Genomic DNA, 21,560 nt, shown 5'->3' with positions numbered 1-21,560 from the left:
AAAAGGAAAAACATATGAAAAAAAATCAATATAAATCGGGCTTTGTAACCTTAATCGGTCGTCCGAATGTGGGAAAATCCACATTAATGAACCAATTAATCGGACAGAAGATAGCAATTACTTCCGATAAACCCCAGACCACCAGAAACAGAATACAGACGGTATATACCGAAGAAAACGGACAGATCATATTCCTTGATACACCGGGTATCCACAAAGCGAAAAATAAACTTGGGGAATACATGGTGAGTGTTGCGGAGAGAACGTTAAATGAAGTAGATGTGGTATTGTGGCTGGTGGAACCGACTACTTTTATTGGAGCCGGTGAACGATATATCGTGGAACAGCTTGCAAAGGTTAAGACTCCGGTGGTATTGGTAATTAATAAGATAGATACGGTTAAAAAAGAAGAAATCTTAAAATTTATTGCTGCCTATAAAGATATTTATTCCTTTGCAGATATCGTTCCGGTATCTGCACTAAAAGGGGAAAATACCAAACAGCTAATAGAAACCATCTTCAGTCATTTACCGCAAGGTCCTCAGTATTTTGACGAGGATACCATAACAGACCAGCCAGAACGGCAGATTGTTGCGGAATTAATCCGTGAAAAAGCCTTAAGGCTCCTAAACGATGAAATACCCCATGGAATTGCCGTAGGTATTGACCAGATGAAGGAAAGACGGGGCAGTGATATTGTAGATATTGATGCCACCATTGTCTGTGAACGGGATTCCCATAAGGGAATTATCATTGGAAAGAATGGTGAGAAGTTAAAACGTATCGGCACTGCCGCCAGGAAGGAAATGGAAAATCTTCTGGATATGCATGTTAACCTTAAACTTTGGGTTAAAGTAAAAAAAGATTGGCGGGACAGTGATTTTCTCTTAAAGAATTACGGATATAATAAACAGGATTTATAAAAACATGGAATAAACAGGTAGAAAAAATTTGTCAAGCCCCTTAAAAAAAAATTCATATGGGATATTCTTATCAGTTTAGAATTATTAGTAATGGAAATGATAATAAGGTAACTAACATATGATTTATAATATTTTTCAGTAAGGGGGCTCATCCATGAGAAATAAAGATTATTGGGAAAAATTTTCGAAAACCGGAAACATATTAGACTATTTGAATTATACGGCTTGCACGGTCGAAGAATTAAATCAGCTATTATCAATAGATGATGAAGAAGGTGGGTACAGTGATGATAGCAACCTCAGTGATGGGAATGGTTTTGTCGACCATGCCTATTGGGGATTATGACAGACGTCTGGTCATCTTAACGAAAGAAAGAGGTAAAATTACTGCATTTGCCAAAGGCGCTAGAAAACAAAGTAGTGCCTTTTTGGCATGCAGCCAGCCCTTTTCTTTCGGAGAATTTACTCTTTATGAAGGAAAAAGTTCCTATAATCTGATATCTGTAGATATCTCCAATTATTTTGATGAGTTGCGTAAAGACTTAGAGGCAGCCTATTATGGATTATACCTTTGTGAACTGGCGGATTATTATACCCATGAGAACGAAGATGGAACCCAGGTACTTAAATTATTGTACCAATCCCTGCGGGCATTAAGTCAGGAATCCATAGGAAGACCACTTGTAAGGACGGTTTTTGAACTAAAAATGCTGACCTTAAACGGTGTGGCACCACAAGTATTTGCCTGTGTTAAGTGCGGGAATACAGAGAAGCTGTTGCACTTTAACAAGGAAGAGGGCGGCATGCTTTGTACGGAATGTACTAAGAAGACCGGAAAATCATTACATCTATCCGCAGCGGCAGTTTACGCCCTGCAATATATCATATCTTCCTCCGTTGAAAAGTTATATACCTTTACCGTGTCAAAGGAAGTCATGTCAGAACTTAAAACCTGCATAGAAAATTATCAGGAAGCCTACATAGACAGGAAAATGAAGTCTTTGGATTTACTGGAAAAACTATTTTGAAGCTCAGAATTAAGTTGAAAATAATCCATTTTAAGGTTACAATGGTAAAAAACTTTATATTATATTGACGGAGGAATTAATAAATGAAGAAGTTTTTACTTTATATAGTCCTAACTCTTTGCCTGGTTCTGACAGCAGGCTGTAAAACGAAAAATAGAGAACTTACGGTTGAAGATGTAAAAAACAGCACAATTCTGGTGAAAAATGACGGAACAGTGCAGGCTGCTACGATTGAAACATTTGATAAGAATAATTATAGTCTGGATGAGCTGAAAGCTTTTATTACGAAAGAAATAGGCAAATACAACCAGGACAACGAAGCCGACAGCATTGTAATCAACACTTTGGAAGTAAAGGATAAAAATGCGGTTCTTATATTAAATTATAAAAGTTTAGAGAACTACACTGCATTTAATAAGGTGAAAGCATCTTTTACTACGACTGCGGATGCCAAAAGCAGCAAATTGGAGTTACCAGATGTGTATGTCAATGTAAAAGATGGAGCTTACACTTCTCCGGATGTAGCGCTTAAGAATAGTAAATACAAAGTGCTGGTATTAAATGAAAAGACAGATGTAATCGTAGACGGTAAGGTTAAGTTTTTTGCTAACGGGACTTTACACGGCAAATCTAATTTTGAAACCGGTTCTGCAGAGCCTTCGGTAATAATATATAAGCCCTGATAATAAAAATTATTTGTAAAAACAGCAGATTAAGGATTTACTTTTTAAAGAATATCCTATAGAATTTAAAACTGATAAGAAAGCCGGAATACGGTTTAAAAAATAGGTTGAAAAATTTACTTTCAGCCTAATAAATATGTGCGGGAAATTTCGCTACATATGGATGCGCTTTATAAATAAGCGCAGGAAATGGAGGAAAAGATGGAAAAGACTATGGAAAAAATTGTTGCCCTGGCAAAGGCAAGAGGATTCGTTTATCCGGGATCCGAAATCTACGGCGGACTTGCCAATACCTGGGATTATGGTAATCTGGGTGTAGAATTAAAGAATAACGTAAAAAAAGCCTGGTGGTCAAAATTCATTCAGCAGAACCCATATAATGTTGGGGTTGACTGTGCCATATTAATGAATCCTCAGACCTGGGTGGCTTCCGGACATCTTGGAAGCTTTTCTGATCCCCTTATGGATTGTAAGGAATGTCATGAAAGATTCCGTGCAGATAAAATAATCGAGGATTATGCCCATGATAATGGCATTACACTGGAGGGTTCTGTGGATGCCTGGTCTCATGAAGAAATGGCTCGCTATATAGAAGAACATAGTATAAGTTGTCCTACATGTGGAAAACATAACTTTACTGATATTCGCCAATTTAACTTAATGTTTAAAACCTTTCAAGGGGTTACCGAGGATGCCAAGAATGTGGTTTACTTAAGACCGGAAACAGCTCAGGGTATTTTTGTTAACTTTAAAAATGTGTTAAGGACCTCAAGAAAGAAAATTCCTTTTGGTATTGGACAGGTTGGTAAATCCTTCCGTAATGAAATCACTCCTGGTAATTTTACTTTTAGAACCAGGGAATTTGAACAGATGGAGCTGGAGTTCTTCTGTGAACCGGATACCGATTTAGAATGGTTTGCTTACTGGAAGCAGTTTTGCATCAACTGGTTAAAGGCACTTGGAATGAAAGAAGAAGACATGCGTGTCCGTGACCATGATGCAGCGGAACTTTCCTTTTACAGTAAGGCAACGACCGATATTGAATTCCTGTTTCCTTTTGGTTGGGGAGAGTTGTGGGGAATAGCCGACAGAACAGACTATGACCTGACACAGCATCAGAATGTATCAAAAGAAGATTTAGCTTATTTTGATGATGAAAAGAAAATCAAATATGTACCTTATGTAATTGAACCTTCCTTAGGTGCCGACCGTGTGACCCTTGCGTTCCTCTGCGGTGCTTATGATGAAGAAGAACTAGGAGAAGGAGATGTAAGAACCGTGCTTCATTTCCATCCGGCTTTGGCTCCGGTTAAAATCGGCGTCCTTCCTCTTTCTAAAAAATTATCAGAAGGTGCTGAGAAAATTTATACGGAACTCAGTAAATATTATAACTGTGAATTCGATGACCGCGGTAATATAGGAAAACGTTACAGAAGACAGGACGAAATTGGTACTCCTTTCTGTGTAACCTATGACTTTGAATCTGAAACAGATGAGTCTGTTACGGTCCGCGACCGTGATTCCATGGAGCAGGAAAGAGTCAAAATTGCTGATTTAAAAGCGTATTTTGAGAAAAAATTTGAATTCTAAAAAAAGAAAAAAATGATACCACAATTATAAAAGTTATGATATAATGTTAAATGGTGACTAGAAAGTCAAAATTATGAAATATATTTTAGGAGGTTATTACTAAAATGGCAAAATGGGTATATTTGTTTAAAGAAGGTAAGGCAGATATGAAGAATCTGCTTGGTGGTAAAGGAGCTAACTTAGCAGAAATGACTAATTTAGGACTTCCTATTCCTCAAGGTTTCACTGTAACAACAGAAGCTTGTACGGATTATTATAACAGTGGCAAAAAAATCACAGATGAGATAAAAGGTCAAATCTTTGACGCTTTAAAGATTCTTGAAGACCAACAGGGAAAGAAATTCGGCGATACTGAGAATCCTTTATTAGTATCCGTTCGTTCCGGAGCCAGAGCATCCATGCCTGGTATGATGGATACCATCCTTAACTTAGGCTTAACTGACGTTGCAGTGGAAGGTTTTGCAAAGAAGACTGGAAACCCAAGATTTGCATATGACTCATACAGAAGATTTATTCAGATGTTCTCTGACGTAGTAATGGAAATCAGCAAAGCAAAATTTGAAAGAGTATTAGATGAAATCAAAGAAAAGAAAGGTGTTAAATTTGACACTGAACTTTCTGCTGACGACTTAAAAGATGTAATTGCTCAATATAAAGCTTTATACAAGGCAGAAAAAGGTACAGAATTCCCTCAGGAACCTACAGAACAGTTAATCGAAGCAGTTACTGCTGTTTTCCGTTCATGGGACAATCCTCGTGCTATTTACTATAGAAGAATGAATGATATCCCTGGTGACTGGGGTACAGCAGTTAACGTTCAGGCCATGGTATTTGGTAACATGGGAGATACTTCAGGTACAGGCGTTGCATTTACACGTAATCCATCTACTGGTGAAGCTAAGATTTATGGCGAATACTTAATCAATGCACAAGGTGAAGACGTAGTTGCTGGTATCAGAACTCCTCAGCCTATTACAAAACTTGAAGAAGATATGCCGGAAGCTTACAAAGAATTCATGAGAATTGCAACTTTACTTGAAAATCACTATAAAGATATGCAGGACATGGAATTCACAATTGAAGATAAAACACTTTACTTCTTACAGACTCGTAATGGTAAGAGAACAGCTCCAGCTGCTCTTCAGATCGCTTGCGATTTAGTTGATGAAGGAAAGATTACAAAAGAACAGGCAATTGCAAGAATTGAAGCGAAATCCTTAGATCAGTTATTACATCCTGGATTTGATGTAAAAGCGTTAAAAGCAGCTGCACCTGTTGGCAAAGCACTTCCTGCTTCTCCTGGAGCAGCAGCTGGTAAAGTATACTTTACAGCAGAAGATGCTAAGAATCACCATGAAAAAGGTGAAAGAGTTATCCTTGTCCGTCTTGAAACATCACCGGAAGATATCGAAGGTATGCACGCAGCAGAAGGTATCTTAACCGTACGTGGTGGTATGACTTCTCATGCAGCCGTTGTTGCTCGTGGTATGGGTACTGCTTGTGTATCCGGTTGTGGTGAAATCGTAATTGATGAAGCAGCAAAAGTATTCACAATTGCTGGACAGACTGTAAAAGAAGGAGATTATATCTCACTTGATGGTTCTACCGGTAACATCTACATTGGAGACATCCCTACTGTAGAAGCTGCTATCAGCGGAAACTTTGATAGAATTATGACATGGGCTGATGAAATCAGAACATTAAAAGTTAGAACAAACGCAGATACTCCTGCCGATGCAGCTAACGCTGTTAAATTCGGTGCAGAAGGTATCGGTCTTTGCCGTACAGAGCATATGTTCTTTGAAGGTGATAGAATCCACAAGATCAGAAAGATGATTCTTTCTAAGACTGTTGAAGCCAGAGAAGAAGCTCTTAACCAATTAATTCCTTTCCAAAAAGGAGATTTCAAAGGCTTATACGAAGTTATGGAAGGAAGACCGGTTACAATCCGTTTCTTAGATCCTCCGTTACATGAATTCGTTCCAACAGAAGACGATGATATCGCTGCATTAGCAAAAGATATGGGTCTTTCTGTAGAAGAAGTTAAAGCTACTTGTGATTCCTTACATGAATTCAACCCTATGATGGGACACAGAGGCTGCCGTCTTGCTGTTACTTATCCTGAAATCGCTAAGATGCAGACAAGAGCCGTTATGGAAGCAGCAATCGAAGTAAAGAACGAAAAAGGTTTTGATATCGTTCCTGAAATTATGATTCCATTAGTTGGTGAAAAGAGAGAATTAAAATTCGTGAAAGATATCGTAGTAGAAACAGCAGAAGCAGTTAAGAAAGAAAAAGGATCTGACATCGAATACCATATCGGTACTATGATCGAAATTCCTCGTGCTGCCTTACTTGCTGACGAAATCGCTGAAGAAGCTGAATTCTTCTCCTTCGGTACTAACGATTTAACTCAGATGACCTTTGGTTTCTCCCGTGATGACGCCGGTAAATTCTTAGATGCTTACTATACGAATAAGATTTTTGAATCTGATCCATTTGCAAGACTTGATCAGGACGGTGTTGGACAGCTTGTTAAGATGGCATCTGAAAAAGGACGTAAAACAAGACCAAACATCAAACTTGGTATCTGTGGAGAACATGGTGGAGATCCTTCAACCGTTGAATTCTGCCACAATGTAGGTCTTAACTATGTTTCCTGCTCACCTTTCCGTGTGCCGATTGCTAGACTTGCAGCAGCTCAGGCTGTTCTTAACCAGAAATAGGAAGATTCATTTGTTTGATAAGTATATCGACTATAATGAAGCTAAAGCCTATAAAATTGCTAAAAAAGGTCTTTTGAGAATGTCTCAATGGTACAATGATATAACAATATCAGTATATTTATTAATAGTGTAAATTAATATAGAGCACTCTATCATGTCAAAGTGATAGAGTGCTTTTGCGTGGTATCATCGTGTTGAAGAGAGGTTATTTATTATATAATGAAGTAAATAATTTTCGTAATCATATTTTGAATCAAGTATTTACAACTCAGAACTGTTATACTTAGATGAATAAAATATAATAGCGGGGGATTATAATGAGCTGTCTTAAAGATATTTTTCGCTCAATTGAGTACATTAAAAATAACATAGAAGAAAATTTGACTTTAGAGCAATGTAGTAACGTGGCTGGATTATCAAAACCATACTATAGTAATATGTTTCGCTTCTATATAGGTGAGACTCCAAAGAACTATATACTAAAGCAAAAACTTCTCTACAGTGCTTATCAATTATTTGGCAATGATAAAATAATTGATATTGCACTGACAACTGGGTATCAAAGTCATGAAGCATTTACAAGAGCTTTTAAAAAGGAATTTGGAATGACTCCGACAGAATATCGGGAATTGAAAAAATGTCTGGTTGCCCCAATTCAAGATTTGAATGACATAGAATGTGCATTTTTATACCATTCTGCATCAATGTATAACAGAAAAGGAAAAGATTTGTTTAAAGGACATAAGGAGATTCAAAATTCTTTAATGGAGAAAGGTTATATTAATAAAGAAAAAATGGAATGGTCACTGGAAGGCAAACAGTTAAGTGATAAATATTATTATGATTGTACTACGACTATTCTTCAAACCTATAAATTGACAGATAACTTAGATGAGATATATCAATATACCAAAAAAGTTATAAATATTTCCAGACTGCTATTTTATAAGTTTATTTATGAATTATATGAAAATGGCTTAATAATTAATATTGGGATAGGAAGCTGTGGCTCAAATTGTTTTCAATGCAATGCATTTTTAGCAACAATTGAAGATGACGATAATTTAAGAATAAACTATGTAAATGAAATGAAGTTACAAGGTGTAAATATTGTTAAGGAAGAGGTTTATTGTTTTGGCTGCATGTCAGGGACGAGAGCAAACTATTGTTTATTAGGTTGTCCATGGAAACCTTGCTGTGAGAAACGGAAAATAATTCGTTGTAATTTATGCAAAGAATATGCATGTAAAAACTTAAGTAATATGTTTATGCATCTGCCTGATTTTAAGGAGAATTTAGATAAGTGTATACATCAATCTGATTGATATCTTACAACGGATTTTAAAAGAAGAGCTCAATTCATCATTATTTTGAATTTAAGAAACAGGTATGAATAATCAATTGACTTACTAAAAGTATAAGGTTTTGGTGGAAGATTTGGAGAAATTATGATATACTATTATTATGAAATGAAGAGGTGATAATATGGAAAAGAGTCTGAAGATAGCAAGACAGGTTGCTGGAACTATGGCGATAGAAGGAATGAAATTAAATAAAAAAGAGTTCTTATTAATTCAACAATGTGCCTCTGGTAAGAAATCTTCGCAGTTGATTATTAATGATTTAATAAAGAAGTATAAGGTGAATAATTAGGAGGCTTAATGCAGCAATATTATTATGAATACGAGCATGATAATAAATATTGTTATCCAAATTCATATACTTTACGGAATAAATTAAATATCAGAGATGATAAAATTCTCCTCGAAGCGGAACGTAATATAACTGCGTTACGAATTTTAGAACTGAAGCAGAATGCTCCGAAGGGGAAGCCTGATTTTCAATATTTATGCAGGCTTCATAAGTATATCTTTGGAGATATTTATTCATGGGCAGGAAAGATTCGGACAGTTGATATTTCGAAAAGTAATGTGTTTTGTAAAAGTGAATTCATTCTTGAAAATGCGGATGTTATTTTCCGACAATTAGAAAATGATGGTTACCTTAGAGGTGTTCAAGCAACTGCAATGCCTAGTAAGTTAGCATATTATTTATCTGAAATTAATGCAATTCATCCATTCAGAGAAGGAAATGGAAGAGTACAGAGAGCTTATGTTGAAATATTGGCAGACAGAGCTGGCTATGAAGTGGATTTTTCTGATGTAGGACAAGATGAAATGATAAGAGCTAGTGCGGAGGCGTTTCATAAAGAATATGGTTTGATGAATGAACTGTTTTCAAGAATCACGAAATATATTAATAAAGTTAATGAAAAATAAAACACCTATATTTCATTCCATACCACACAAGCAGTGTTGAATCAGGCAAAATAGTTGAGATTTCAACGTTTCTCGGTGGTCTGACTTAGATTAGACTGTATTGAATAATAGCGAAGAAATTATAGAGCACCCTATCACATAAAGTGGTAGGGTGTTTTTTTAAGGGATGATTTTGCTTGTAACATATAAATTAATATGATATGATAAAAAATTAGAAAATATAAGTGGCAGGGGGGATATAAAATGAAGGTTATATATAGTGCAGATAAAAGTATAAGAGTAGAAATTGAGAAAGAAAGTGATAGGCCTTATTATTCAATGCAGTATTATGGTGATTACTGCATTGAAGAATATTTAAAGGAAGGTGCTTGTAATATTGAAGAATTTTGCAACTTTGTTGATAAGAATCTAGTAAATAAAAAGATGAATCTTAATAACAAAGTGCAAGGATGTGCGGCATTTACTGCTAGTAACATTGAAGGAGATATTCTATTTGGGAGAAATATGGATTGCGAGTGTGCAATTCCAATGTGCATTCAATTAAATGATAATGATAACTATAAATCATTAGCTTTTTTAACAATGGATGAACTGGACTGGGATGAAAATACATATGATACACTTGAAACGGATGCAAAATTAACTTTAGCAGCACCATACAGCCCTAAAGACGGAGTTAACGAACATGGATTAGCGGTTGCATGTCTTACTGATGCCCATGCAAAATATCCTCAACACAATAAAGTCACATTATTTGATGAAACATTACCAAGGTTGATTTTAAACAAGTCTAAAACAGTCGATGAAGCAATTCAACTTGTGGATAAATTTAATTTGTTTTACATAATTGCTCCACTACATTTTCTAGTTGCAGATGCAAATGGAGATTCCGCCGTAATCGAATTCGAAAATGGTAAGATGGCTATTATCAAGAAAAATAAGAATTATCAGGTAGTAACTAATTTTACATTATTCAACAATCCAAATCATGAGGGCTTTGGAAAGGATAGATATGAAAACATTGATAGTGAATTGGAAAAACGACATGGAATTATTTCAGAAAATGATGCATTGGAGTTACTTAAGAAAAATGTAATACCTGGTGATGAGCAGTGGTCAGCAGTTTATAATCTGACAAAGAGGAGTGTACTGATTACCTTTTCGGGAGAATATAACAATGTATACAAATACGAAGTATAACTAGTGTTAAACCCAATCTGCGAAGCTCACTACAGATTGAAAACTCCAAGTACTATCGCTCCCTATAAAAGAATTGTTCATTTCCACGAGTATTCTTTTATAACAAAATTTGCAAGCATGACAGATGAAAAAATAGTGAAAGTAACCTTATTAATGATATTAGTGAAAATAACTTTAAAAATTGTTCACTATGTTTTCATTGAGGACGGCTCAGGCTGTTCTTAACAATAAATAATATTGAGATTTCAACGTTTCTAAGTGGTTTGACTTAGGTTAGACTGTATTGAATAACGAATAAGAAACAAATATTGCACCCTATCATGTAAAAATGGTAGGGTGTATTTTTGCACCTATCTATAGCATAGCCATGCAATTAAAAATAACTCTGGTAAGTATTCAAAAATAAATTGCTATATTTTATTATTAGTTGTATTTCTAACGACTGTTAGGTATAATGTAACTAACAGTTGTTAGGTGAATAGGGAGGTGTTGAATGGTAGATAAGAAGAATACAAAAGAAATGATAGAAAATGTTGCGTTGGATTTATTTTCAAAGAAAGGGTATAAGGCGGTATCTATAAGAGACATTGGTAAACAAGTCGGAATTAAAGAAAGCTCAATATATTATCATTTTAGTAATAAGCAGGCAATTATGGATTCACTGCTTCAAAAGATTGATATTCTTATAGGTAAAATGAAAGCTAGTTTTGAAACAGAGTTCACTAAGCTGGATACAATTCAAGAAGTAGCATTTTGTGAAGTGGCTATCGGTTTTTTGAAAAATTATCTTTTAAGCCCTCATGTTTATAAGGTGTTATCGGTTTTGACAATTGAACAGATGTCTGACAAAAAGGCTTATGAAATATACCAAAGACTTGTATTCGAATTGCCGCTATTACAGCAGGAGCAGGTTTTTAGAGAGATGATTGAAAGAGGTTATATAAAACCTAATAATCCAACAGTATTAGCACATGAATATTACTCGGTTATCTACTTTGCATTTCAAAAGAACTGTGTCGGATGTGAGGTGACAGATGAAAAAATTAATATTGCATGTGAAGAAATTAATATCAATATTAACGATATTTTTAGAAAGATGAAGGGGGTGTGATATGATGAAAGTATATCGGAGCGAAAAGGCTGCCAATAAAATAAGAAGTACATATGATGAACTATTAAAACAATGGGGTATACCAGTGAAAGAATTGATGGTGCCTACTATGTATGGCTCTACTCATATTATTATTACAGGAAAAGAGGATGGTAAACCTCTTCTTATGTTTCATGGTGTAGGTGATGATTCGGCATTGATGTGGATTTATAATGCAAAAGCACTTGGAGAATATTACAAGCTATATGCGATAGATACGATTGGCGGACCTGGAAAAAGTTTAATGGGTGAAAAGTATAATACGAGTTATGATGATGTTATATGGATTGATGAAATAATGAACTATTTTAATTTGGAAAAATCATCAATAATAGGTGTTTCCCATGGTGGATATTTAGTTCAGCTTTATTCATTATATAGGCAGGAGAAAATAGATAAAGCAATTAGTGTTTCATCTTCCGTACCTATTGATGGTAGCGGAAGTTATTTGAAGACTATGATGAAAATATTTTTACCAGAGGCATTATTTCCTACCAAAAAAAATGTTATAAGGCTTCTAAGAAAGCTTTCAGGGAGTCATGTTGATGTGTTCACTCATAATGGAATAATACTGAAGCATTACCAATGGTTATTAAAGGGATTTAATAATATGGCAATGAGGTATCATAAGGTTCGTATGTTTACAGAGGACGAAGTAGAGCAAATTAAGGATAAAATATATTACCTTGTTGGACTTGAAGACCCTTTTCAGAAATTAGGAGGTGCTGCATTATTAAGGAAATATAATATGAATGTAAAATTTTATGATGGTGTTGGGCATGGCATTAATCACGAGATTGCGGAAATTATAAATAACGAAGTAATTCAGATTATGGAAGGAAAGGCTGCGTTCTAATTGAGTCCTGCACAGCAAAAGAAAGGACATTACAGATTATGGATAGATTATGGATATTAAGACAAAAGATTTTAAATGCTTGCAAAATTAATTAAATTTGATATAATAATATTATAAAAGGCAATCGCCACAGGGTGGTTGACCAGTATAAGATAGTAAAAAACCTTCCTGAACCGGCCAAAGTACAGGGGAGGTTTTTTATGTTAGTGACAAATCAAATAAATGAATGTCAGTAAAGCTATAATGAACATGCCGAATTGAATAATATCTTTAAAATCGAACTTATTGTTCATAAGCATCACCTCCACTCTATGTAGAATGAAGGTCAACCACCCTATACACGATTGCCAGCAGTTTTATAACTGCTTATACAAATTATACCATAGCACCAAACGGAACACAAGTTCGAAAGTGATTTTGTTAAACGGTCAGTCACTGTGTTTTTATTGAGGGCAGCGCAGGCAGTTTTAAATAATAAGTAAGAAGAGATTTTCTCCGTAAGGAGAGTAATAAATATCTGAGATGTAAATAGTAAGTTCCATATCAATTAAGAGATTAGTTGATATGGAACTTTTATATTACATGAAGTGTTATTAGGGATAAAGATATGTAATTATTGTTAGTTACTAATTTGAATGGTATAATATTGTTAAAATCTATTTATAGAATTAAGAGATAGCCAATAGATAGATGCAAAACACTGCGGAGATGAAAAATGGATGAAATATTATTAAGTATAGGTCAATTAGCTAGAATATGTAATGTTACTCCCAAAACCTTACGCTATTATGATAAAGTAGGATTATTAAAACCTGCAAAGATTAATTCAGAAAATGGATATCGCTTTTATTTTAAATCACACATCACTCGTGTGTTGGCTATAAAACAATTACAAGAAATAGGGGTATCTTTAGAGCAAATAGGCAGATTTTATAAGAAAAACTTTAGTTCCAATTTAGTAGGCGGACTAGATGAAATGCTTAGGATTCAGGAAAAAGAGATTATTTCTCAGATGGAAGAACTTTCAAAGAAACAGAGCAAAATTAAAATGATTCAAAGTCAGTGTAAAGATATTAGTGATAAACTATCAGAATACTGTAATGAAAGCTTTATAAAAAAAGAATTAACTGATAGGAATATAATTTATAAAGAGTATTCTGGTAAACATTCACCTGATATTTACAGAACTTATTATAAAATGATACTGGATTCTGTCCTTTTATCAAAACAGAGCTTCGATAGTATAATTTCTCCGCCTATAGCAATTTGTTGTTCAAAATCCATATCAGAAAATGTTATTATTCAAATAGGTTACCAGGTAAATGAAATGATTGAACTTGAAAATATAAGTCATAAAACAATAAATGCAGGATTATATGCATGCGATATATATCATGGACCTTATGGTGATAAGAAAAATAAATTTTATGATTGTTTATATGAAAATATTCGAAAGGAAAATTACATTATAACAGGAAATCCAATAGAGATATATTATATAAGTGAAGTGATCACAGATTGTAAAAGTAATTATTTAACCGAAATACAAATTCCAATTCAATAAAAAGTTATTGACTTTGTCCTTAGGGCAAACTTTATCATAAATATAATAAATAATAAAGAACCTAAGGAGAAATGAATTATGGAATATTCTATTTTTAAAAATACTATGGTAGACATGACATACCCTCAAATTGAAGAGGCAATAAAAAGAGGATCCAGTGTATTGTTACCTGTTTCTGTAGTTGAGGAGCATGGACCACATTTATGTCTTGGAACGGATATTTATTTAACACAGACAGTATCTGAAAAAATAAAGAGATACTTACAAAATAAAAATTGTGAAGTATTAATTGCCCCTCCGTTTTATTGGGGAGTGAACAGCATTACAAATGGTTTTACAGGCTCCTTTGAAATTAAAACAGATACAATGAGCATTGTGCTTTTAGAAGTTATAAAAAACTTAGCAAAATGGGGATTTGATAAAATCATTTTGTTGAATTTCCATGGCGATTTTGTTCATATTAAAACAATTATTGAAGTCGTTGAGAAAGCAAATAAAGAAACAGTAAAAGCATATTTTATAAATTCTGAAAATGTATTTTCACAGTTAGGGTATTTGCAACAGGAAGAATATCTGATTAAGGTTAATTTAGACCAAGATGATGTTTCATTAGAAAAAGAGTATTTAGATATTCATGCAGGAGCTTTTGAAACGAGTTGGATGGAACATTCATATAAGGATTTAGTTTATACTGATATTGCTAAGAAATTAACTCCAACAAATTTAAGTTTTAATGAATTGAGAAATTGGAGTCAAGGAGGAAATGCTGCAAAAAGTATAACCCCAATGGGTTATTTTGGAAATCCGGCTAATATTGATACAGAGAAAATTGACATAATTATAGATGCTTTAATAGCTAAATATTCAAAATCAATTATAGATATTATTAGAAAAGATAAATAATGGAAATTATATAATGTATAAATATTACATTGCTAACCACTGAACCACTACAGCACAGGCTGTATTAAAGAATAAATAAGATGAGAAATTTCTCTAAGAGAAGAATGCAGTTTTTCTTGAAAATAGGTTAGAGATCCTTATATTAACAGGAAAAGTTGATATGAGGGTCTCTTTTTGATATACTTGAGAAACATTCATAAAACATGTAGTTTTCGTTAGTTGAAGAACTAGGAGGAAAATATGAATATAAACAATCTATTTTTTCATCTTTACTACTGCAATTGCAGGCAGCCAGACGGAGTTGTGAAATATTCAAGTAGAATTAATAGAACATTACAGCATCATGAACTATTATTAGTTACTGGAGGAAAAGGATACATTAGAGTTCCACATAAAAGCTATCAGCTTAAGGAAGGTACTTTGATCTATCTTTGTCCAAATGTTCAATAATCTATAAATGTAGACTCTGTAGAACCTATTAGCTTTTTTTCAGTACATTTTAGTTATGCAACAGTAGGATTCGATAATGATAAATGGGATATTACAGAGGAGAATGAAACTTTGTCATTAGAATTTGTTCAAAATTTAAAGGACTATTATCTGGTTAATAATGTATTTAAAGAGTTAATAGAAAACTGGATGGAAAAACTTCCAAATTATGAGTTCATAGCGAAAGCTTTATTTCAGAAATTATTATATGAGATTTTTCAAAATATAAAAAATAATAACGAAAACTATTCGTCTTCTTTAAAGGTTGATAAAGTAATTGAATATATGCGGCTAAATATAAAAAATAAAATTACCTTGACGGAATTATCTGAACTGGTACGTTTGTCCCCTGCATATCTATCTAAGGTGTTTAAAGAAATCACAGGTTATTCAGTGATAGAGTATTTTAATAGAATAAAAATTGATAAAGCCAAAGAACTAATTATCGATGGGGATAAAAAAATAAAAGAAGTGGCTCAAGTACTTGGCTTTACTGATGAATTTTACTTTAGCAGGATATTTAAAAAAATTGAAGGTATAAGTCCTTTAGAGTTTTATCATAAAAATGTCCATGGATATTAAAATTTTGCATGGAATAAAGCCAATTTCATGATTATAATTAGCACATACTTATATATCAAGGAAGGCGAATATATTAGAAGGAATCTTTCCAATAGGAAGAACATAAAAAAGATTAATGGAGGAAAATTTTATGAAGATAAAATGGTTTGGGCAATCATGCTTTATGATAACTTCTCAAAATGGAACTAAAGTACTAACAGATCCGTTTCATAATATGTTGGGGTATAAATTACCTGAAATTGAAGCAAATATAGTATCTACAAGTCATGATCACGGTGATCATAATAATATGGAGGCAGTAAAAGGAAAATTCATGCATATAAATGAATCTGGTGTCTTTTCAAAAGATGGGATCGAGATAAAGGGCGTACAGACATTTCATGATAAAGCTTCAGGAGCTAAGAGAGGTAAAAATACCATATATAATTTTAAAATTGATGGACTAAATGTTTGTCATTGTGGGGATCTTGGACATACTCTGGACGCTAATCCCTTGAAAGAAATAGGCAACGTAGATATACTGATGCTTCCTGTTGGCGGGAGAGCTACAATAGATGCCATTGATGCAGTTCATGTAATGAAGCAGTTAAAGCCTACAGTGGTTATACCTATGCACTATAGAACGAAAGCATTTGGGATATTTGGTTTCTTGTTTGCGAAGGTTGATAAGTTTATAGAAGCTTCAGGGCTGAAAGTAAAGGAACTTGAGGTCCTGGAACTAAACCAAGAGAATATTAAGAATTATTCTGGGATTGTTGTTCTTAAATATAATTAAGAGTAATGCAACTTTTAAAAGGCGTGTTAGAGTGATATACTTTATTCATTGCTCACCACTGAGTCAAAAAACGATTCACTTCTTGTATTGGAATTTATGGACTAATCAGATAAACCTGTTTTGAGATAAATTCTCCTATTTGATATAATAAATTGAAAACTACAAAAGGATAATTATTTGCGGTGAAAATATGAAGGTTATATACAATGATGATAAGAATATAAAAGTAGTTATTGAGAAAAAGTGATAGATCATATTAAAGAGAAATACCTTCTAAAAGCAGTTTGATTGTTTTGACATGAAAGGCTGCGTAATCATCGCCGGTTAAGTTTGGCATAGACATACAGAACTGAGCTGAGCCAGCCAACATGGACCATACAGCAAAACTTAGAGCTTCGGCATCCGAACCTTTGAATTCTTTTTTGACAATTCCATTTTCTATTACTTGTTTGATCGTATTAAATGTTAAATTCATCATTTTTTGTATTGTTTCTAGTGCATCCGTATCGCTAGACGGAGTTTTCACATATTCTTCCACTGCCTTGATAAGCGGATTTTCACAATCTCTTCCATATAGATCGGCTAATGCAAGTAACTGATTAGTTGAAGACATGTCATGATTTACTATAGCAAGCCACTTATCATTTACTTGTTCTATATGCTGAGTTAGTACTTGGAGAAAAAGCTCTTCTTTATTCTTAAAATGATGATAGAGATTGCCCTTACTCATTTGGGTCAATTCACATAATTCGTCCATTGTTGCTTGATTATATCCTTTTTCAATAAATAACGTTCGTGCATGAGCTAAAATTATAATTTTAGCTTCATCTGCCAGCAATCTTCGTCTTGCCATAGACCTCTCCCAAAGGACCTATGAAAGGTCCCTTTTTCTCACAAAAATTTTGTAAATAAGATATAATGCAATTATAACAAAAATTCCAATGGATGCAAACCTCATATCGAGATTATTTCTGTAAAGAATACTTTGCAATCCCATACCAGCTAAGGTTGAAGAATTGTAAGACCAAATAGCTGTATTAAAAATGTTAACAGCAAAATGAATAGCAATTGGTGCAACAAGCCCGTTGGTTTGATATGCTACAAATCCTAGAAATAATGCCATTATTAAGTAATAAAAAGGTCCCCAAATGCCATTGCCGTGGATTTCAGGGTTAAACCCATGAATCAGTGTGAACAAAATGGATGTACTGAAAATAGCCCAAAATACACCCCCTTTTAATGGTCTGAACATACGGTATAGATATCCTCTGAACAAAATTTCTTCAGCACAACTTTGCAACAAAATCAAAGGCGCTGTTACAATCAAGGTGCCAAACCAAGGCAGTGGATCAAAACTAAGTTTAAATAACTGAGGATGGACTAATAAATCTACTAGCAAATATAATATAAGCGCCAAAAGATAAAGTGAAAAATAGACCAGGAATATACGTAAATTTGGTTTCTTTCCTTCTAATAAAAATGCTTTGAAAGAAATATTGTAAAAATACTTAGTGACAACAAAGATAGCAAGCCAAAGAAATAAAAACGTTAAATAAATGCTTATCAAGCCCGGCAGCCCGCTGCGGGTTGCTGGAATCAAAGCGTTGAGCATCGTAATGGACAACAAACTGCCACCTTGCCATATAAGAAAAATAACAACCAATCCTACTATAGATTTAAGACTGAATGAAATTCGTGGTTCCATTCCATAGAATTTTTCCATTGCTTTCACCTAACTTTCATATAATTTAACTACCGACTGTTTAGTCGGTAGTTAAATTATATGAAAGTTAGGTGAAATTGTCAACAATAACATTTTCTGCGCATCATCTCATCTTAATTGTTGATAATGTCTTAACCCAGTATAACTGAGTTTGTCATCAATCTGAGGCTCTTGATTGATTAATTTGAGTATAACGGCTTAGCAAGCAATTCTCTCGTTTTTCGTCATTCACTTTTCTTATTTGTTCCTTAATGATTTCAGCAGCGTTAGGTGAAGTATAGATTTTAAGCTTTGCATCTACAAGCTTAAGATTCTCAGTAAGGGCATTTATCTGGTTTACAATTTCGCTTCGGTGATCAATAAGAAGTTCTTTTCTTAAATCTATTGTAGCAGCACCTGCCATACAAAAATCAATATATTTCTTTATATCTTTGATTTGCATTCCGGTATTCTTTAGACAACATATAGTCTTAATCTGACTAATATCTGATTCGGTAAATGTTCGGATTCCCGACTTGTTTCTCGAGACAAAAGGGAGCAGACCTTTTTTGTCATAGAAACGAATCGTAAATATGGATAATCCTGTAATTATTGAGACATCCTTTATCGTATAAGTCATTTTTATAATCGCCTCCTAAATTAGTATAAACATTTTAATTTTTATTTTTACAATAATTTTAACATTCATTCAATGAAAAAGAATTAGTATAACAGAAAGTCGTGCAGAAATAAATTCATGTAAGAAGAATTTACTATTTCAAAATGAATTTGCAATCAAGAATTTAACTATTCATTTTACATTTTATTTTTTTAAAAAGCTTGACCTAGACACAAGTCTAGGGTTTAGGATGATTATAAACAATAAGTGATTATTTTTCAAGTGACTTATATTAACTGGAGGTAGAAGTTATGCAAAAAACAGTTTTAGTAACAGGCGGCACAGGTTTTGTTGGTGCACATATTATTCTTCAATTATTACAGAAAGATTATAAAGTAAAAACTACACTTCGCTCAATAAGCAGCAGTAATAAAGTAATTGATACATTAAAATCGAATGGTATCACTAATATTGAGAATCTTTCCTTTGTTGAAGCAGATTTATCAAAGGATGATAATTGGGATGAAGCAATGAATGGCTGTGATTATGTATTAAGTGTGGCATCACCTGTCTTTATGACGATACCGAAAGATGAAAATGAAGCAATACGACCCGCAGTGGAGGGTATTACCCGTATACTTAAAGCGGCTCGTAATGCAGGAGTAAAACGTGTTGTAATGACTTCTAATTTTGGGGCAGTTGGATTCAGCAATAAAAATTCGAATAAAGCAACAACAGAGGCAGATTGGACAGACCCTGATGAAAAAGGCTTATCAGCTTATGAAAAATCAAAATTATTAGCAGAACGTGCCGCTTGGGATTTTATGAAAAAAGAAGGTGGTAGTATGGAATTTGCTACCATCAATCCGGTAGCTATATTAGGACCTTCTTTAAGTGCTCACATATCAGGGAGTTTTGGACTTCTGCAACATTTATTGGACGGACCAATGAAAGTGATTCCAAAAATTCCTTTAAATATTGTGGATGTTCGAGATGTAGCCCAGCTGCATATATGTGCTATGACAAATCCGGATGCAAATGGACAACGTTTTATAGCTTCTGCAGATGGTCAGATCTCCCTACCTGAAATTGCAGCGTTGTTAAAAAATAAAAAACCCGACATAGCTAAAAACATTTCTTTAAAAACAATACCCAATTGGGTACTTGAATTTAGCGCACTATTTAGCAAGCAAGCCAAAGAGGGAGCCCTGCTATTAAAGATAAGCCGTAATGTGAGTAACAATAAGGCAAAGGAAATGTTTGGCTGGAAGCCCATCGCAAATAATGAAGAAATAATTCTTGCTTCAATTAACAGTATGGTTAAATACGGTATTTTAACCCAGAGCCAAAGAAGCTAACATCTATTCATTGTGTACCACTGAACGACAGCAGTGCAAGCTGCTTTAAAATAATAAAGATGATACTTCCCTGAGAGAAGAACATAGTCTTGTTAGCAATAAGTTAGAGACCCTATATTAACTGGTAAAGTTGATATAAGGGTCTTTTATGATATGTTTGAAAAACTTTCCTGTAAGATAACAGAGAGCGTTACTTATAAATCACAGTAAGGTCAATCTTACCGTTACTTATGAATCACAGTAAGGTCAATCTTACCGTTACTTATGAATCACAGTAAGGTCGATCTTACCGTTACTTATAAATTACACTAGAGTCGATCTTGATTTAGATCAAGTGATCTATGGGCAATCGCCATTAATTTTTCTTCTGAAATTATCTTATAACCAGTAGGTGATTTCTGCAGAAGACCCTGTTTTACTAAATCAGCGAGTACAAATAGGAAATGACGGTAGGTAACACCAAGAAATTCAGAAGCTTCCGTATGCTTTTCTCTATAAACTCCATTATGTGAGGTTTGTATAATATACAGTGCAAGTCGATTTTCCAACGGATAGATTTGATTTCTGGAATAATTGGAAGTATTTTCAATTGCTTTGGTAGCTAAAAAGAGGCTAAGGTTTAACAGAAATACAGAATCCTGCAACAATTGATGCTTGATAGGTTTAATATCAATTTCATAGCATAAACATCGAGAAATGGCTTTTACGCTATTTGATGTACTTTGGGCACCTATAAGTTCCATTTCGCCTATAAAGCATGGTGCATTCATAAAATTAATCAAGGATACTCTGCCATTTGGATGGGTTAGATATAATTTTGCCGAACCTTCGAGAAGATAATAGAAATAATTGGGCGTTTGGTTATCAGGTAGTATTAATTCATTTATATCAAATTCAGCTATTTTTATATAGGGAAGGATATCAAAGGAAAACATAATCCATGGCTGATAAAGTCTATTATAGTTAGCGATACACTCAGGGTCAGTGATGTAATGCATATTAAATTCCTCTCTGAATAATTTAAGACTTCTTCTATCGTATTGGAAAGAAAATGGTAGTGAAGAATTATTCTGCTTATTCGAAAACTGATTTAATGTGAGAAATCTCATACCTATTATATATAAAAATAGAAT

22 protein-coding genes are annotated in these 21,560 nt (G+C 33.8%); 18 read left to right on the top strand and 4 right to left on the bottom strand.

Going from position 1 to position 21,560, the window contains the following annotated elements; translation table 11 throughout:
- The first annotated feature begins 14 nt into the window (after positions 1-14).
- The 17 genes from era to QA584_RS23685 all read left to right on the top strand — a co-directional run bounded on the left by era (position 15) and on the right by QA584_RS23685 (position 16,748).
- Complete coding sequence (gene era / locus QA584_RS23765) at positions 15-923, top strand: GTPase Era (protein WP_278271590.1); 909 nt, start codon at positions 15-17, stop codon at positions 921-923.
- A gap of 154 nt (positions 924-1,077) precedes the next feature.
- Positions 1,078-1,269: a hypothetical protein gene (locus QA584_RS23760; RefSeq protein ID WP_278271589.1), complete on the top strand. Its 192-nt coding sequence runs from the start codon at positions 1,078-1,080 to the stop codon at positions 1,267-1,269.
- Positions 1,211-1,951: a DNA repair protein RecO gene (gene recO, locus QA584_RS23755; RefSeq protein ID WP_278271588.1), complete on the top strand. Its 741-nt coding sequence runs from the start codon at positions 1,211-1,213 to the stop codon at positions 1,949-1,951. The genes QA584_RS23760 and recO overlap by 59 nt, the downstream gene beginning before the upstream one ends.
- Positions 1,952-2,034: 83 nt before the next feature.
- Positions 2,035-2,634, top strand: coding sequence for a hypothetical protein (locus QA584_RS23750; RefSeq protein WP_278271587.1), 600 nt, complete (start codon positions 2,035-2,037; stop codon positions 2,632-2,634).
- Positions 2,635-2,835: 201 nt separating this feature from the next.
- Positions 2,836-4,224: a glycine--tRNA ligase gene (locus QA584_RS23745; protein WP_278271586.1), complete on the top strand. Its 1,389-nt coding sequence runs from the start codon at positions 2,836-2,838 to the stop codon at positions 4,222-4,224.
- A 104-nt stretch (positions 4,225-4,328) separates the two neighbouring features.
- Positions 4,329-6,950, top strand: coding sequence for a pyruvate, phosphate dikinase (gene ppdK / locus QA584_RS23740; protein ID WP_278271585.1), 2,622 nt, complete (start codon positions 4,329-4,331; stop codon positions 6,948-6,950).
- Between the two features lie 317 nt (positions 6,951-7,267).
- A complete protein-coding gene (locus QA584_RS23735; protein WP_278271584.1) occupies positions 7,268-8,275 on the top strand; it encodes a helix-turn-helix domain-containing protein in 1,008 nt (335 codons plus the stop codon).
- 160 nt (positions 8,276-8,435) lie between these two features.
- A complete protein-coding gene (locus QA584_RS23730) occupies positions 8,436-8,603 on the top strand; it encodes a hypothetical protein (RefSeq protein ID WP_278271583.1) in 168 nt (55 codons plus the stop codon).
- Between the two features lie 8 nt (positions 8,604-8,611).
- Complete coding sequence (locus QA584_RS23725) at positions 8,612-9,229, top strand: Fic/DOC family protein (RefSeq protein WP_278271582.1); 618 nt, start codon at positions 8,612-8,614, stop codon at positions 9,227-9,229.
- 243 nt (positions 9,230-9,472) lie between these two features.
- Positions 9,473-10,429 (top strand): linear amide C-N hydrolase, encoded by a 957-nt coding sequence (locus QA584_RS23720; RefSeq protein ID WP_278271581.1) that lies wholly within the window; start codon positions 9,473-9,475, stop codon positions 10,427-10,429.
- A gap of 493 nt (positions 10,430-10,922) precedes the next feature.
- Complete coding sequence (locus QA584_RS23715; protein ID WP_278271580.1) at positions 10,923-11,540, top strand: TetR/AcrR family transcriptional regulator; 618 nt, start codon at positions 10,923-10,925, stop codon at positions 11,538-11,540.
- A 1-nt stretch (position 11,541) separates the two neighbouring features.
- Positions 11,542-12,435 (top strand): alpha/beta fold hydrolase, encoded by an 894-nt coding sequence (locus QA584_RS23710; RefSeq protein ID WP_278271579.1) that lies wholly within the window; start codon positions 11,542-11,544, stop codon positions 12,433-12,435.
- 715 nt (positions 12,436-13,150) lie between these two features.
- Positions 13,151-13,999 (top strand): MerR family transcriptional regulator, encoded by an 849-nt coding sequence (locus QA584_RS23705; RefSeq protein WP_278271578.1) that lies wholly within the window; start codon positions 13,151-13,153, stop codon positions 13,997-13,999.
- A 78-nt stretch (positions 14,000-14,077) separates the two neighbouring features.
- Positions 14,078-14,902: a creatininase family protein gene (locus tag QA584_RS23700; protein WP_278271577.1), complete on the top strand. Its 825-nt coding sequence runs from the start codon at positions 14,078-14,080 to the stop codon at positions 14,900-14,902.
- A 240-nt stretch (positions 14,903-15,142) separates the two neighbouring features.
- Positions 15,143-15,352, top strand: a complete 210-nt coding sequence (locus tag QA584_RS23695; protein WP_278271576.1) for an AraC family ligand binding domain-containing protein — start codon at positions 15,143-15,145, stop codon at positions 15,350-15,352.
- 111 nt (positions 15,353-15,463) lie between these two features.
- Positions 15,464-15,973, top strand: a complete 510-nt coding sequence (locus QA584_RS23690; RefSeq protein ID WP_278271575.1) for a helix-turn-helix transcriptional regulator — start codon at positions 15,464-15,466, stop codon at positions 15,971-15,973.
- 130 nt (positions 15,974-16,103) lie between these two features.
- Positions 16,104-16,748, top strand: coding sequence for an MBL fold metallo-hydrolase (locus QA584_RS23685; protein WP_278271574.1), 645 nt, complete (start codon positions 16,104-16,106; stop codon positions 16,746-16,748).
- 256 nt (positions 16,749-17,004) lie between these two features.
- On the opposite strand, the gene QA584_RS23680 is transcribed toward QA584_RS23685, so the two are convergent.
- From QA584_RS23680 to QA584_RS23670, 3 genes are all read right to left on the bottom strand, one after another.
- On the bottom strand, positions 17,005-17,601 hold the full coding sequence (locus tag QA584_RS23680) for a TetR/AcrR family transcriptional regulator (RefSeq protein ID WP_278271573.1): 597 nt from the start codon (positions 17,599-17,601) through the stop codon (positions 17,005-17,007).
- 18 nt (positions 17,602-17,619) lie between these two features.
- Entirely contained in the window at positions 17,620-18,471 is an 852-nt protein-coding gene (locus QA584_RS23675) for a CPBP family intramembrane glutamic endopeptidase (RefSeq protein WP_278271572.1), read from the bottom strand.
- Between the two features lie 157 nt (positions 18,472-18,628).
- The gene (locus QA584_RS23670; RefSeq protein ID WP_278271571.1) at positions 18,629-19,090 is read right to left on the bottom strand and encodes a MerR family transcriptional regulator; all 462 of its coding nucleotides are present in this window, start codon (positions 19,088-19,090) and stop codon (positions 18,629-18,631) included.
- 290 nt (positions 19,091-19,380) lie between these two features.
- On the opposite strand from QA584_RS23670, the gene QA584_RS23665 reads away from it, so the two are divergent.
- Positions 19,381-20,427 carry an SDR family oxidoreductase gene (locus QA584_RS23665; RefSeq protein WP_278271570.1) on the top strand — a complete coding sequence of 349 codons (1,047 nt, stop codon included), beginning with the start codon at positions 19,381-19,383 and terminating at the stop codon, positions 20,425-20,427.
- A gap of 308 nt (positions 20,428-20,735) precedes the next feature.
- Here the strand turns inward: QA584_RS23665 and yeiL are convergent, their stop codons facing one another.
- Positions 20,736-21,425, bottom strand: a complete 690-nt coding sequence (yeiL, locus tag QA584_RS23660; RefSeq protein ID WP_278271569.1) for a transcriptional regulator YeiL — start codon at positions 21,423-21,425, stop codon at positions 20,736-20,738.
- Between the last annotated feature and the right edge of the window lie 135 nt (positions 21,426-21,560).

It is taken from the genome of Anaerocolumna sp. AGMB13025, from assembly GCF_029689925.1.
In the GTDB taxonomy this organism is placed as follows: domain Bacteria; phylum Bacillota; class Clostridia; order Lachnospirales; family Lachnospiraceae; genus Anaerocolumna.
The sequence above is the reverse complement of the archived record's forward strand: the minus strand, read 5'-3'. Positions and strand labels throughout refer to the sequence as shown.